This is a genomic window from Pseudomonas sp. B22129 (assembly GCF_044218875.1).
GTDB lineage: Bacteria > Pseudomonadota > Gammaproteobacteria > Pseudomonadales > Pseudomonadaceae > Aquipseudomonas.
In genome coordinates, this window is sequence record NZ_CP162592.1 from 4,242,045 (window position 1) to 4,255,002 (window position 12,958).

At 60.1% G+C, this 12,958-nt stretch carries 15 protein-coding genes; 8 read left to right on the forward strand and 7 right to left on the reverse strand.

The features are described from left to right. Positions 1 to 127 precede the first annotated feature (127 nt). The 4 genes from AB4P94_RS19595 to yfcF all read left to right on the forward strand — a co-directional run bounded on the left by AB4P94_RS19595 (position 128) and on the right by yfcF (position 3,620). A complete protein-coding gene (locus tag AB4P94_RS19595) occupies positions 128 to 670 on the forward strand; it encodes a DUF924 family protein (protein WP_395611362.1) in 543 nt (180 codons plus the stop codon). A 154-nt stretch (positions 671 to 824) separates the two neighbouring features. Continuing rightward, a complete protein-coding gene (locus AB4P94_RS19600) occupies positions 825 to 1,745 on the forward strand; it encodes a hypothetical protein (RefSeq protein ID WP_395606994.1) in 921 nt (306 codons plus the stop codon). Between the two features lie 202 nt (positions 1,746 to 1,947). Further along, a complete protein-coding gene (locus AB4P94_RS19605; protein WP_395606995.1) occupies positions 1,948 to 2,838 on the forward strand; it encodes a hypothetical protein in 891 nt (296 codons plus the stop codon). 149 nt (positions 2,839 to 2,987) lie between these two features. Then, positions 2,988 to 3,620 (forward strand): glutathione transferase, encoded by a 633-nt coding sequence (gene yfcF, locus AB4P94_RS19610; protein ID WP_395606996.1) that lies wholly within the window; start codon positions 2,988 to 2,990, stop codon positions 3,618 to 3,620. Between the two features lie 3 nt (positions 3,621 to 3,623). Here yfcF and AB4P94_RS19615 read toward each other — a convergent pair whose 3' ends face one another. After that, on the reverse strand, positions 3,624 to 3,869 hold the full coding sequence (locus AB4P94_RS19615) for a hypothetical protein (protein ID WP_395606997.1): 246 nt from the start codon (positions 3,867 to 3,869) through the stop codon (positions 3,624 to 3,626). A gap of 131 nt (positions 3,870 to 4,000) precedes the next feature. Here AB4P94_RS19615 and AB4P94_RS19620 point away from each other — a divergent pair, with 131 nt between their 5' ends. Next, entirely contained in the window at positions 4,001 to 4,645 is a 645-nt protein-coding gene (locus AB4P94_RS19620) for an ATPase (RefSeq protein WP_395606998.1), read from the forward strand. A gap of 45 nt (positions 4,646 to 4,690) precedes the next feature. Continuing rightward, positions 4,691 to 5,032 carry a hypothetical protein gene (locus tag AB4P94_RS19625; RefSeq protein WP_395606999.1) on the forward strand — a complete coding sequence of 114 codons (342 nt, stop codon included), beginning with the start codon at positions 4,691 to 4,693 and terminating at the stop codon, positions 5,030 to 5,032. Between the two features lie 176 nt (positions 5,033 to 5,208). On the opposite strand, the gene AB4P94_RS19630 is transcribed toward AB4P94_RS19625, so the two are convergent. After that, on the reverse strand, positions 5,209 to 5,955 hold the full coding sequence (locus tag AB4P94_RS19630; protein WP_395607000.1) for a creatininase family protein: 747 nt from the start codon (positions 5,953 to 5,955) through the stop codon (positions 5,209 to 5,211). A gap of 30 nt (positions 5,956 to 5,985) precedes the next feature. Further along, positions 5,986 to 6,699, reverse strand: a complete 714-nt coding sequence (locus AB4P94_RS19635) for a murein L,D-transpeptidase catalytic domain family protein (RefSeq protein WP_395607001.1) — start codon at positions 6,697 to 6,699, stop codon at positions 5,986 to 5,988. A 40-nt stretch (positions 6,700 to 6,739) separates the two neighbouring features. Between AB4P94_RS19635 and AB4P94_RS19640 the strand changes: the two genes are divergently transcribed. Both AB4P94_RS19640 and AB4P94_RS19645 read left to right on the forward strand, forming a co-directional pair. Further along, the gene (locus AB4P94_RS19640; protein WP_395607002.1) at positions 6,740 to 8,320 is read left to right on the forward strand and encodes a murein L,D-transpeptidase; all 1,581 of its coding nucleotides are present in this window, start codon (positions 6,740 to 6,742) and stop codon (positions 8,318 to 8,320) included. A 259-nt stretch (positions 8,321 to 8,579) separates the two neighbouring features. Then, a complete protein-coding gene (locus tag AB4P94_RS19645) occupies positions 8,580 to 9,038 on the forward strand; it encodes an REP-associated tyrosine transposase (RefSeq protein WP_395607003.1) in 459 nt (152 codons plus the stop codon). A 77-nt stretch (positions 9,039 to 9,115) separates the two neighbouring features. Here AB4P94_RS19645 and AB4P94_RS19650 read toward each other — a convergent pair whose 3' ends face one another. The 4 genes from AB4P94_RS19650 to AB4P94_RS19665 all read right to left on the reverse strand — a co-directional run bounded on the left by AB4P94_RS19650 (position 9,116) and on the right by AB4P94_RS19665 (position 12,883). Beyond that, positions 9,116 to 9,595, reverse strand: a complete 480-nt coding sequence (locus AB4P94_RS19650) for an AAA family ATPase (protein ID WP_395607004.1) — start codon at positions 9,593 to 9,595, stop codon at positions 9,116 to 9,118. Positions 9,596 to 9,637: 42 nt separating this feature from the next. Further along, positions 9,638 to 10,666, reverse strand: coding sequence for an alginate lyase family protein (locus AB4P94_RS19655; protein WP_395607005.1), 1,029 nt, complete (start codon positions 10,664 to 10,666; stop codon positions 9,638 to 9,640). 263 nt (positions 10,667 to 10,929) lie between these two features. Beyond that, entirely contained in the window at positions 10,930 to 12,078 is a 1,149-nt protein-coding gene (locus AB4P94_RS19660) for an ATP-binding protein (protein ID WP_395607006.1), read from the reverse strand. Further along, positions 12,068 to 12,883, reverse strand: a complete 816-nt coding sequence (locus tag AB4P94_RS19665; protein ID WP_395607007.1) for an alpha/beta fold hydrolase — start codon at positions 12,881 to 12,883, stop codon at positions 12,068 to 12,070. The genes AB4P94_RS19660 and AB4P94_RS19665 overlap by 11 nt, the downstream gene beginning before the upstream one ends. Between the last annotated feature and the right edge of the window lie 75 nt (positions 12,884 to 12,958).

Here is a 12,958-nt window from a genome sequence, read left to right on the forward strand (position 1 = left end):
AGAAGTTACAGGTGGGCCAGCGGCAGTGCCTGTTAACGATGAGGCTCGACGCGGTGATGGAAAAACTTAACGGATCGTTTCGGTGTCGATGATATCTGCAGGTTTAAACAGAGGAAGGGCAATGAGCATGAACGAACAATCGGCCGAGGCGGTGATCGCATTCTGGAAACAAGCCGGCCCCAAACGCTGGTTCGCCAAGGACGTTGGCTTTGACGAGGCCTTTCGCGACACCTTCTACGCCACCCATATGCAAGCCGCACGGCGTGAACTGGAAAGCTGGCTGGGCTCGGCGCAGGGCGCGCTGGCCTTGCTGATTTTGCTCGACCAGTTCCCGCGCAATGCCTTTCGCGGTACCGCGCATATGTTCGCCACCGACCCGCTGGCAAGACTGTACGCCCACCGAATGGTAGAGGCCGGGCTGGATCAATTGATCGAGCCCGAGCTGCGCGCGTTCTGTTATTTGCCGTTCGAGCACTCGGAAGACCCGGCCGATCAACAGCATTCAGTGGCACTGAATCAGCATCTGGATGCCAACACCTTTCACTGGGCCAAGGAGCACGCACGCATCATTGAGCGGTTCGGGCGTTTTCCCCATCGCAATGAGGTGTTGGCCAGGGTAACCACCGCTCAAGAGCGGGCTTTTCTGGATGAGGGAGGGTTCTCGGGTTAACGGCTTGGGTGCGGCTTGTGTCGGCGGGTTCTGTAGAAGTACCTGTTAGTTCTGACAGTAGACGGGCTGCGTGATCGGGTGTGAAGTGACTTGGCATCCGCCAATAGCTGCCAACCTTCGGGAAAACTACTCGAAGGTGTATGGAGTGCACAACATGCCTAATTCCAGCAAATGCCCGCATTCGGTACCTGCTACGCCGCAGGGGTGTCATGAACATCCCCAAGAGTGTTGCGGGGAACCGATACAAGTGCATGTCCATGTCCATTTGCACCGTAAATGCCGTTCGTCTGCGGCAACTACACCGGTGCTGCCAGTGACGCCAGCAGCAGTGCTACCTGTCACTCCAGCGGCGCCCGTGAAACCCCCTGAATTACCTACCATCAGGATAGGATATACAGACTGGGCAATTGGATATTCCGTTTATCCTGCTCTTCCGTCGCAAATCAAGGCGTTGGCAAATTACGGGCCGGTCGGGATTTATAATAAGCTAACGTCTGTAGCGTTCTTGAGTGCCATGGCAGATATTACTGCTTCCTCATTAACAGCCGCTCAACTGAAAGATAAGTATGAAATTATTTCCCTTGGTCTTCATTCGCTTGTTTGCACCGTGGCCCAAGCAGAGCGGCTTAAAGCCTATGTCGACTTGGGGGGTGTTTTGATAATGGTGTGCGATCATGGCATTTCCGCCGGTTCGATTAATGTGCTAAAGAGTTTTGGGCACATTGGGCCGTACAGTGTGTCGTCTGCATTGGGCACGCCTTATACGGGACAGTCATCGGCGACAGAAAGTTTAAGTAATTATTTTGGTGATTCCCGCGCCGTGCAACTTAAAGGGCACGCGGGGCTTGAAATGAAGAGGGCTCAGTTGCCGCCTGGAAGCAAGGTTTTAGCCGAATATAACGGCAATGTACTGGCTTGGGAGATAGGTGGAACCAACGGGGGGGCTCTCGCCTTTTGTGATATACAACTTACGGAGTATCAGGTGGCGGGGGTTGATGTCGATAACGGTCAAGAAAGGTTTTTGAATAATGCGATGGCTTATCTGTTTGATCGGGTGATCGAGCGCAATAAGTAAAGGCTGATATTTTTAGGGTTGGCGGATTGAATAACAAGCATCGGTTGCAAACAGTGAAGGTGGTGACGGCTTGTTGCTTTTGACCGTGAACCGAGCTCTGAAGCAGGTGTGTAGTATCCGTCTCTCGTAGGGCCGAGGAATGCTGATCTTCGTTAATCACTCGCTTGGGCGATAGAGGCCTGAGATTACGGGAGTTTAGATTATGTCTGATTCAAACCAATCTTCGCGTGATGTCAGTTGCTGCGTAAACGCTGTGGCGTGTGATCACTGCCCTGATGATTGTGATGATGGCGGCGCAGACGTGCATGTGCATGTCCATGTGCATCATCACCATCATTGCTGTCGGCCTGCCTCAGCTAAACCAGCGGTAGTGCCGGAAAAAAAGCCAAAGGTATTGCCGACTATTAATATTGGATATGCAGGTGCCACACTCGGCAGTCCTGCTTACTCCAAGGTGCTGCCCCTAATTGGCTCGCCTTCAAATTACGGGGCGAATGGGATTTACAATAAAGTTGCGGCGATAAAGTTTACCGATGCATCAGCGGATGTCATTGGCTCATCGTTAACCGCTCTGCAACTACGGACCAAATACCCAATGCTTTCCATCGGGCTGTTTGCCAGTGCTTTTAACCTGACGGAAGCGCTTAGGTTTCGGGAGTATGTGAAGGCTGGCGGCGTCATGTGGATTACGAGCGATCAGGCGGCTAGCCCGGGGGCGACGAATGTTTTAACGCAGTTTGGTCATACCGGTTCCTTTGCGAGAACGATTGCAGCTCCCTACAGTGGTGTGTCCTCTGCAACCGAGGCTTCGAGCAACTATTTTGGTGCCTCTACTGGCGTGCCGCTGAGTGGCAATGCAAAGTTTGTGATAGCGGCGTCACAACTTCCCCCCGGTAGCAGAGTACTGGCAACTTCCGGCCCTGAGCCCATTGTCTGGCTTCCGGGCGGCACTGGAGAGTGCGTGGCCTGGACGGCGGATGCTGAGCTTGTGAATTCCAATACTGATGGAACAACAGTCGATGGCCCGCAGGAGATTTTTTTCCAGAACTTGTTCGCTTTCCTTATTGATAAAGTCTTGTTGAATACCCAGTGATGAAGTCGCCTGTAAAACGATAACATCAGTGCTTTTAATGAGGGTGTTCTGAGTTCGCCATTCCCGCCAGGAATGCCCCCATAAAAACCGCGCATTGTCTTTCCGCTCGCGGATCTCGTAGCGTGGGCTTCCAGTCAAGGAGACCCGCCATGAACGCTCCCTCGTTGCGCCTGTATGTCGATGCCCAATTCACCAGCCCCTATGCGATGTCGGTGTTTGTCACCCTGCGCGAAAAAGGTTTGGCGTTCGACACGCTCACCGTGGACCTGGATACCGCGCAAAACCAACAGGCTGACTTTGCACGACTGTCCCTGACCCAGCGCGTGCCGACATTGGAGGAGGGCGACTTCTCCCTGTCGGAGTCCTCCGCGATCAGCGAATACCTGGACGCGGTTTACCCCGGCACGGCGGTGTACCCCGCCGACCCGAAACAGCGGGCGAGGGCGCGGCAGGTGCAGGCCTGGCTGCGCAGCGATTTGCTGCCGATTCGCCAGGAACGCTCGACGCTGGTGGTGTTCTACGGGCAGAAGATGCCGGCGCTGTCGCCAGTGGCCGAGGCGGCTGCGCGCAAGCTGATCGGCGCGGCGCAGACGCTGTTGGCGGGCAACCCGGATAACCTGTTCGGCGAGTGGTCGATTGCCGATGTGGACCTGGCCGTGATGCTCAACCGCCTGATTCTCAATGGCGACAGCGTGCCCGCGCAGTTGGCGGCCTACGCCGAGCGCCAGTGGCAGCGGCCTTCGGTGCAGGAATGGGTCAATCAACCCCGCCCGGCGCTTTAGGCGTTACAGCCATTGCTGGGTCACGCGCCGGTCCAGGTCTTCCCAGTCGGCCATGCCCAACACCCGTGTGGTGTTCAAGCCGCGCAGGTAACCGCGCAATTGCTGGGCACTGGCGTAGCGTTGGTCGGCGTCAGCGGCTTCATCCTGCAACACGCTTTCATAGTCGACCAGGTAATCGGCGACGCGCTCGCGAAACTCCGGCAAAACGGCTTCGCGAATACGGTCGAAGGTTTTCTGGTGGGGCTTCATGGCGTGGTCCTTATCAGTTTTATGTGAGCACTATCGGTTCAGATAATAGTCACCATCAAGAATCGCAAGTTCTGTTTTTTGTACAAGAGCGCAAAATCGCTGCATCAAGACGCTGCTCAAGGAAATGCGCGATGAGGACGATAATCCAGCTGGCCTTAATGACCATGATGCTCAGCGCCGTGGTGCTGACCAACCCCGCGATTGCCGGTGATCTGCGTACAGCCCATTTGCTGCCGCTGGCCGGTAGCGTAGACTCCCTGGCGCGCGCGCAGTCGGTGGGTGTGTTGTACAGCGAAAACACCCGCGACAACCTCAGCTACCTTGAGCGCTACCACGCCATGGCCTTGAACGGCGCCAAAGATGACCTCGACGGGCGTATCCGCGAGGCGTTCGTCAACAGCTCCGACCCTGAATTGGCCATTGATTGGTTAATGAACTCGTTGCAGGGCACTTTTCTATCGGTCACGGTCTATAGCAGCCTGGATGAACTGGTTCAGGCGCACCCGGACGTGGTGGTGATGCTTGATACCCATAACCAGTTGTTGACCCAGCGTAACGACATGGTCGAAGCCCGGTTTACCGCACGGTTCTATGACGCGGACCTGCAATACATCGCCAAGGCTCAAGGCTCGGTGCGCAAGCAGGTGTCATCGGTATGGGTACACGACAAGGCGGCCCCCGAAATCGCCGCGCAGATTGAACAACAGCGTGATGTACAGCTCGATGCCTTGAAGCAGTTCGATGCGTCGCTCAAGGCACTGGTCCGCGCAGGATGACACGCGGGCTGATGTGAACCCTATTTGCTCTTTTCAGGAATGTTTATGCGCTCTTTTTTCGTCCCGGCCCTGGCTTTTTCTTCTGTGTTGCTGACCGGTTGTATCACTGCTCCAAACGCTCCAACCCTGACCCTGCAAACCGACAAGACGCCTGAAGGCTACTTGCAGTGCGTGTTGCCCAAACTTGAAAAGCACGGCATCACCTCGACCGTGACGCAGAACTCACGCCACGCCAAGGTCGTGTTGACCAGCAAAATTGCGGCCGATGACGTGCTGGAAGCGTACAAATCCCAGGACGGCACCAAGGTGTTCCTGTATGAGCGCAAGCCGTTGGCATCGGCGATCAAGCCATCGCGGCTGGAGATGACGGCGCAAGATTGCAAGTAACCGCAGGCCATACACAGATCCAAATGTGGGAGCGGGCTTCTGTGGCGAGGGAGCTTGCTCCCGCTGGGCTGCGTAGCAGCCCCAAAAACCTGGGAGCGCTTCGCACTGGAGCGCCAGCCCGGTCCAGCGGGAGCAAGCTCCCTCGCCACAGAAGCCCGCTCGCATTTTTGTGAAACCTAGGGCTTCGCTTCGTTGCTGAAGCTGTTCACTGTATTGACCAACCCTTTAGCCGCCAACGCCACCAACTCCCCACCTTTTTCCACCGTGGCCAGTGCCGGGTCCGAGCCCATGCGGCCGTCGGGGAAGCGTGCGCGGAAGTCCAGGGCTTCGCGGATCGGCCCGGTGTTGGCGATTTGCGGTGAGTAATCGGCGGTCTTGATCGACTCCGGGTACGCCCATTGCGTCACCGCAATTTCCGACGGCGTGGCGTGGCTGCCGTGGCCGACCGGGAATTGGCGGTGGGCCAGGTCGTTCACACCTTCCAGGTCCCACCAGTTGACCAGTTTCAGCGCAAAGCCGGCCGGGCGGCGGGCGAAGCTGGCTTCGGCGTACAGCTCGGAAAACGCCGCTTCAATGGTCGCAATGTTGCCGCCATGGCCATTGAGGAACAGGATTTTCTCGAAACCATGCCCGGCCAGCGAGCGCACCCAATCGCCAATCGCGGCGATAAAGGTGGAAGGGCGCAGGGATATGGTGCCGGGAAAGCCCAGGTGGTGTTGGGCCATGCCGATATTGAAAGTCGGGCCGATCAGAATGTCGGCGTTCTTCTGCGCCTCATGGGCGATGATTTCCGGGCACATCCAGTCGGTGCCCAACAGGCCGGTGGGGCCGTGTTGTTCGTTGGAGCCGATGGGGATCACCACCGTGCGGCTGCGCTCCAGAAACTGCCCGATCTCGATCCAGGTGGATTTATGTAGAAGCATTCGACGCTCTCTTTTATCTGTGGGGACAGGCTAACCACCACGGATTGTACGACTACTCGCCACTTGTTGGGGCTTGCAGTTCAGGTACGTCGACGACTTCAACCAGCGTTGGTCCGGGTACCAGGAAAACATGAATTGCCCATCCTTGAGCTTGTCCACCACCTGGCGCGCCACTTGCGGGCGTACGGCGGGGCAGCCCTGGCTGCGGCCGATGCGGCCTTCACGCTTGCTCCAGGCCGGGTTTACATAGTCAGCGGCGTGGATCACCAACGCGCGGTCGCGGGCCTGATCGTTGAAGCCGGGTTCCAGGCCGTCCATGCGCAGCGAGTAGCCGTGGGCGCCCAGGTAACTTTCCTGGGTGCGGAACAAGCCCAGGCTGGATTGGTGGCTGCCCTCGAGGTTGGAGAACTGGGTGGCGAAGTTTTCCCCGGATTTGGCGCCGTGGGCCACCAGGTCACGCAGCACCAAGGTCTTTTTGCGCAAATCGAAGATCCACAGCCGACGGGCGGTCGAAGGCTGGGAGTAGTCAATCACAGCCAGGCGGTCCGAGCGTTCTTCACCGTTATTGACCGCACACTGCACCGCGCTCAGGGCGCTTTTCAAGACAGTGGGATTGAGTTCTGGAGCCGAGCGCGCCAGGCTGCTATACAAAGTAGGAAAGGTCTGATTGGCGGCGAGCGCAGAATTGCTCAGCGTAGCCAGGCTTACGGCCAACAGGCCGAACAGGTATTTAAAAGTCAGCATCTACAGTACATCCCCCCACTGTGGATTGGAGCGTAGCCAATTGTTCAAAAAACACGCATGTTACTTGAGCATTTGCCTGCTCGTTGCGCCGCTGGTCGCGACAGCCGACGAGCTGCCGGTGGCGCCCATCCCGGTGATCGCCACCAGCCCCGTGCAACAGGCCCTGGCGCAGTTGCCCAGCGTTTGCCCCGGCCTTGCCCCGCACGTAGACACCGCCGCGTTGGCGCGCCTGCAAGCCTTTTACCAGCAGCAGGGTGATGCACCGCTATGGTCCGCCGCCGAACGCCGCCACGCTTTGCAATCTCAGTTGCAATTATTGGCCGACGACGGCCTGGACCCCGTCCACTATAGCCTGCCTGCGCCAGACGCCACGGCCAACGTGCTGTGCAGCGATATCGACGTGAGCCGCCAGTACCTGCAAGCCCTGCAGGACTTGCACTTCGGGCGCTTGCAGCAATCGCGCTTCGAACCTTTGTGGCACTCCCAGCCGCCGAGCCGCGACCCGAATACCGAAGTGTTGGCGTTCGCCGCCACCGGCTTGCAGGACATGGCCCAAGCGTTCGACCAGGCCCGCCCCAGCGCCGACCTCTACCGCAGCCTGCGCAATGCTTATTCCACGCTGCGCCTGCAACCCTTGCCCCATTGGGACCCGGTCGCCACCGGCCCGTTGCTGCGCCCCGGCATGGAAGACCCGCGCGTGCCCGAGCTGGCGCGGCGCCTGGTCAGCGGCGGCTACCTGGCCAAGGCCCCCAGCGGCAAGCAATACCGTGACGAGTTGGTCAAGGCGGTCAAAGCCTTTCAGCTCAGCCACTCGCTGCAAGCCGACGGCGTGATCGGCGCCGGCACCGTGGCCGAACTGAATATCAGCCCGGCGGTGCGCCGCGAACAGCTGCGCATCAACCTCGAACGGTTCCGCTGGCTGGCCCAGGACCTGGAGCCCGAGGGCGTGCTGGTCAACGTCGCCGCCGCGCAGCTCAGTGTTTATCAAAGCGGCATTCCGGTGTGGCAAACCCGCCTGCAAGTCGGCCGCGCCGAGCGCCAGACGCCACTGCTCAAATCCCGCATCACCCGGCTGACCCTCAACCCGACCTGGACCATCCCGCCGACCATCATGCGCGAGGACAAACTGCCGGCCATCCGCCTCAACCCTGAATACCTGCGCCAGCAAAACCTGCAAGTGCTCGACCCCGAAGGCCGCCCGCTGGCCCCCGAGCAAATCGACTGGGCGCGCCCCGGCAATATCCTGCTGCGCCAGCAGGCCGGCCCGCGCAACCCGCTGGGCAAAATCGTGATGCGCTTTCCCAACCCCTATTCGGTGTACCTGCACGACACGCCGAGCCAGCCACTGTTCACCAAAGGGCCGCGCGCCTTCAGTTCAGGTTGCGTGAGGGTCGAACAGCCGCTGCTGCTGCGTGACCTGTTGGTGACCCCGGCCGAACGCACCCGTACCGATGAACTGCTCGCCACGGGCGTGACCCATGAATTCCGCTTGGCCACACCCGTGCCGGTGCTGTTGGGATACTGGACGGTAGAGGTCAACCGCGAGGGCGGGTTGGTGTATTCGCCGGACATCTACGGGCGCGATCTGGTGTTGATGAAGGCGATGGGGAGTGTGCTCTGATACTCAATTGGGGCGAGCGCGTCTCCTGTGGCGAGCGGGCTTGCCCCGCGTTGGGCTGCGAAGCGGCCCCAAAACCAGCACCGAGTTCTTCCTGAAACAACTCGATGTTTTTCATTGGGGCTGCTGCGCAGCCCAACGCGGGGCAAGCCCGCTCGCCACAAAAGCCTGCCTTGCGACACATATGGAAATCCAGTAGTACAGGATGGCAGTCCAGCCTTGGCTAGTTTGAAAACTCCTCAATACCAAAAGGCGCAACGGAATGCCGCTTCAACCCAACTCTCACCGGCTACGTCGTGGCCGCTATTCAGAAACCGGTCGGGCTTATCTGGTCACCGCAGTCGTACATCAACGCCAGCCCTTGTTCCGTGACTTTCACTTGGGGCGGTTACTGGTTGCTGAACTCAAGCGTGTCCATGACAAAGGGCTGGTCAACTCGCTGGCGTGGGTGGTGATGCCGGGTCACGTTCACTGGTTATTCGATCTGAAGAATTCCACCCTGCCCGATGTGATGCGTCAGACCAAATCCCGCAGCACGCTCAGCATCAACAGTGCGCGCGGCAGTAAGGAGCGGTTCTGGCAGCGGGGTTACCACGACCGTGCGGTTCGGGCTGATGAAGATGTTCTGAGAATGGCTCGTTACGTTATCGCTAACCCTTTGCGGGCGGGGTTAGTTGAGCGCATCGGAGATTACCCCTTGTGGGATGCGGCCTGGCTATAACCCCAAGGCGAACGGGCTGATTTTTGTGGCAAGCCCGCTCGCCACAGGAAGCCTGCTGGCTACAGGAGTCTGGCTTGTTAGAGTTTGAGGGCGGCCACGGCTTGCTCCAGTGTCATCACGGCTGTATCGATCGTCAGTGGCGGCTTATCCCACGGCTCATACTCATGCGCCAACACTGATTGCCAGCTCGGCGGCGTCAGGCCGGGAATATCTCCGGTACGCGCTTCCACGCGGCGCTGGTGCTCCAGCCGGTCAGAGCAAATCACCAGAATATCCAGCAACTCAACGCCTGCCGCCGAAGCCGTGGCTTTCCACGCCTCGCGGCTCTCCTTGACCGGGTTTACGCAGTCCGCAATCACGGAATGCCCCAAGCGCAAATTACTCAGCGCCAGACCATTCGCCACCTTGTAACCGCTGGCCCCCACCCACACACCGGCATCGCGCAGGGCCTGCTCGATCACATCAATGCGCAGGTACACCGCGCCAGTCTGGCGTGCGAGTTCGCGGGCAATCGTGGTTTTGCCGGTGCCGGGCAGGCCGCTGAATACAATAAGCATCGTCAATCCTTTGAGAGGGGAGCCTGGCCAGTCTAGCCGCAGCTATTTCAAATAGCAGGCACTGATCCAGTCCGCCGGGTGCTCTGCCAATTGCTTGGCCACCGGCAGGTAACGCGCGTCGAGCTGCGCCGCCAGCCAGAACAGTGTGGCGCTGCTTTTGGGTTGCCAGGTGCCGCTGTAGCCGGCTTCCCCCACGCCCGCGCGGTCTTTGTCGAATTGCACGTGGGTGTGCACGAACTCCTGGTGGCTGCGTTGCCCGTTGGCATAGGGCACCAGCCAATCCAGGGCGGCGGCGAGCGAGGCGCCGTTGCTGTTGAGGTTCAGCCAGTCTTCGCCATAGGCCTTGGCTGCCAGCGCGGCCTGCACCAGCGGTTCAAGGTCGTAGACCACGTAATGCAGGGCGTCGCGGTCCTGAAAGTCGGTGACCGAACCGTCGGGCAACACGTTGTCGGCGATCTGTTGTTTGAACAGCTGATGCGCCTGCTCGAGCATCGCCTTGTCGCCCAGCGCGGCGGCGGCCACGGTCACCAATTTGACGCGGTGGCTCTGCCAGTTGTTGGTCTGGGTGCCTTTTTTCTGCCCGTGAAATTGCTCGATGCGCGCGATGTAGCCATTGCCCAGGTTGCTGATCAGGCGGCGGCTGGCGTCGCGGGTTTCCAGGCGCAAGTGGTCAGCGGTCAACGCGTAGGCGTTGATCAGCATGTCGAGGTTGGTTTCGTCGATGGGGTTGAAGTCCGGCTGATACACGTCGGCCCAGGCGGCCAGGTAGTTGTCGACTTGCCTGAGGTAACGCGGGTCACCACTCAAGCGCCACGCCAGCGCGGCCTGGCGCATCAGCGGCCAGTCTTTTTCGGCGGCGATGCTCTGCTCGCGAATGCCGTGGTTCGGCAACGTACCTTCGGTGTGCAGGTGCGCCAACGGGTTGGGTTGATCACCCAAGTGGCGTTGGGCCGCGGCCAAAAAAGCGGCGTTCGCCGGATTTGACGCAACCGGCTGGCAGAGGTTGGCAGCCAAAGTCGCATGAGATAAACCGGCGAATAAAGCAGACAAGACCAAGGTGGTTTTTTTCATGGGCGGCTCAGGTGGGCTCGAACGCGTTTACGCTAGCACGCGGCCAGTTTCGGCTGGATGAAACTCCCATATCCTTCGCAGAGTGCTTTTTTTGTGGCGAGCGGGCTTGCCCCGCGTTGGGCTGCGAAGCAGCCCCAATCCAGCCACCTCGTTTCTTCAGACAATTCGCGTGCTCAGGGTTTAGGACGGCTTCGCCACCCAGCACGGGGCAAGCCCGCTCGCCACAGAAAACCCGCTCGCCACAGGTGATGTGCAAGCGCCATTCAGCCAAGCGCAGCCTGAAACGTCACGGTAAAGGTCGTGCCCCGTGTGGCGCAGGAACTCACCGCCACGTCGCCGCCGTGCACCCTGGCCAGTTCGCGCACGATGTACAGGCCCAGCCCGACGCTGCGCACGTCGCTGCCCTGGTCGGTGCCCCGGGTCATGGGCTCGAACAACACCGCGATCAGCGCTTCGGGAATCACCGCGCCATGGTTGTGCACCGCCACCTCGCAGCCACCGTCGCCGAGGCGTGAGGTGACGGTGATCGGCTGTTGCAGGTCGCCATAGGCCACGCTGTTGGCCACCAGGTTGCCGATAATCTGCTGCACCCGGTCGGCGTCGAGGCACGCATCGCCCCGGCCTTCGGTCTTGTGTTCCAGCGTGGCGGCGGGGAAGGCCACGCGCAGCTCATCCACGGCGCGATGGATAACGCCGTGCAAGTCCAGCGGCGCGGCCTTGATGGTAATGCCCTGGCCAACCCGCGCCTGGGTGAAGTCCAGCAGGTCGGCGATCATGCGCTGGGCCCGCTCGGACGACTGGCCGATATGCCCCAGCAACTGGCGCTCCTTGGCCGTGCGTTCGCCACGGCCGAGAAAGTCCGACGCCATGCGGATCGCCGTCAGCGGGTTTTTCAGGTCATGGCTGACAATCGCCACCATCTGCTCGGCAAACAGCGCACGGCGCTGGGCGATGGCATAGGCCTCGCTCAATTCGGCCTGGGCCTGTTTCAGGGCGAGTTCCGTCGCGGATTTTTCTTGCAACAACGCTTCGGCGAGGTTGCGCGCGTTGAGCAACTCGCGCTCGTACTTGTCACGATCGGTGGTGCCGAACAGCGCCAGGTCGTACACCGTGCTGTCGGCGTTTTCGCGCTTGATGCCGTTGAGCAGCACGGTCACTTTGTGGCCGTCCTGGTGCAGCATGTCGAGCTTCACTTCGGTGACGCTGCCGCGCAGGCGCAGCATCGGTGCCAGGTGCGTCTGGTGGAAAATCCTGCCGCCCATGGTCAGCAAGTCCTGGAAGCGTCGGCTACACAGCTCGGCGGTGCTGAACCCCAGCCAGTCGCTGAAGCGCGCATTGGCTTGCAGGATCGTGCCGTCTTCGGCTGTGACGGCCAGGGCGCACGCGGCGCTGTCGAACAGGTCAGCTGGCATGGGCGACCGCCCACGGCGCCAAAAACCCTTCCATCGCCGCCGCGCACGCCTGTGGCGCGCTCATGTGCGGGCAGTGGCCGACATTGTCCACCAGGCAATAGGTGCTGTTGGGCAACACGCTGTGCAGGTATTCGCCCACGGCCACCGGGGCGATCAGGTCGTCGCTCGATTGCAGGATCAGCACTGGCGTAGTCAGGCCGGCCACGTCCTGGCGGTTGTCCGATGTAAAGGTCACCCGTGCAAACTGCTTGGCGATCTCGGGCTCAGTGCGGCAGAAGCTGTCCGTGAGGGCTTCGCTCAACGCCGGCTGGTCCGGCGCGCCCATGATCACCGGGGCCATGGCGCTGGACCAGCCGAGGTAATTGCTGTCGAGGGTGTCGAGCAGGTCGTCGATGTCGCTGCGCTTGAAACCGCCCACGTAACCGGCGTCATCGATATAGCGCGGTGACGGGCCGATCATCACATGGGCGGCGATGCGCCCGGGCGCCAGGCGGTCGGCGAGGGTGCCGATCATCGCGCTGACCGAGTGGCTGACCAGAATCACCGGGCCGACGGCGAACGCATTGATCAACTCGTTCAAGTCGCGGGCGTAGCCGTCCAGCGTGTTGTACTTGGTTTTGTCGAACGCCGTGAGGTCCGACAACCCCGCGCCCACCAGGTCATACATCACCACCCGAAAGCGATCGAAGAATTGCGGCGCGAGGTAATTCCACATCGCCTGGTTGCAGCCGAACCCATGGGAAAACACCAGGGTCGAGGTGCCGCTGCCCATCACACTGACGTTATTGCGGTGCTGCAGGTTCATGGGCTTCTCGATTCATGGCGTTTTGCTACGTGCGAGGAGTTTAGATAGTCAACGCCGTGGGGTCACGCGTTATAC

What these genes read in the sequence shown, in the direction of transcription:
- AB4P94_RS19595 (WP_395611362.1), top strand. Translation starts at nt 128, where the DNA reads ATGAACGAACAATCGGCCGAGGCGGTGATCGCATTCTGGAAACAAGCC.
- AB4P94_RS19600 (WP_395606994.1), top strand. Translation starts at nt 825, where the DNA reads ATGCCTAATTCCAGCAAATGCCCGCATTCGGTACCTGCTACGCCGCAG.
- AB4P94_RS19605 (WP_395606995.1), top strand. Translation starts at nt 1,948, where the DNA reads ATGTCTGATTCAAACCAATCTTCGCGTGATGTCAGTTGCTGCGTAAAC.
- yfcF (WP_395606996.1), top strand. Translation starts at nt 2,988, where the DNA reads ATGAACGCTCCCTCGTTGCGCCTGTATGTCGATGCCCAATTCACCAGC.
- AB4P94_RS19615 (WP_395606997.1), bottom strand. Translation starts at nt 3,869, where the DNA reads ATGAAGCCCCACCAGAAAACCTTCGACCGTATTCGCGAAGCCGTTTTG.
- AB4P94_RS19620 (WP_395606998.1), top strand. Translation starts at nt 4,001, where the DNA reads ATGAGGACGATAATCCAGCTGGCCTTAATGACCATGATGCTCAGCGCC.
- AB4P94_RS19625 (WP_395606999.1), top strand. Translation starts at nt 4,691, where the DNA reads ATGCGCTCTTTTTTCGTCCCGGCCCTGGCTTTTTCTTCTGTGTTGCTG.
- AB4P94_RS19630 (WP_395607000.1), bottom strand. Translation starts at nt 5,955, where the DNA reads ATGCTTCTACATAAATCCACCTGGATCGAGATCGGGCAGTTTCTGGAG.
- AB4P94_RS19635 (WP_395607001.1), bottom strand. Translation starts at nt 6,699, where the DNA reads ATGCTGACTTTTAAATACCTGTTCGGCCTGTTGGCCGTAAGCCTGGCT.
- AB4P94_RS19645 (WP_395607003.1), top strand. Translation starts at nt 8,580, where the DNA reads ATGCCGCTTCAACCCAACTCTCACCGGCTACGTCGTGGCCGCTATTCA.
- AB4P94_RS19650 (WP_395607004.1), bottom strand. Translation starts at nt 9,595, where the DNA reads ATGCTTATTGTATTCAGCGGCCTGCCCGGCACCGGCAAAACCACGATT.
- AB4P94_RS19655 (WP_395607005.1), bottom strand. Translation starts at nt 10,666, where the DNA reads ATGAAAAAAACCACCTTGGTCTTGTCTGCTTTATTCGCCGGTTTATCT.
- AB4P94_RS19660 (WP_395607006.1), bottom strand. Translation starts at nt 12,078, where the DNA reads ATGCCAGCTGACCTGTTCGACAGCGCCGCGTGCGCCCTGGCCGTCACA.
- AB4P94_RS19665 (WP_395607007.1), bottom strand. Translation starts at nt 12,883, where the DNA reads ATGAACCTGCAGCACCGCAATAACGTCAGTGTGATGGGCAGCGGCACC.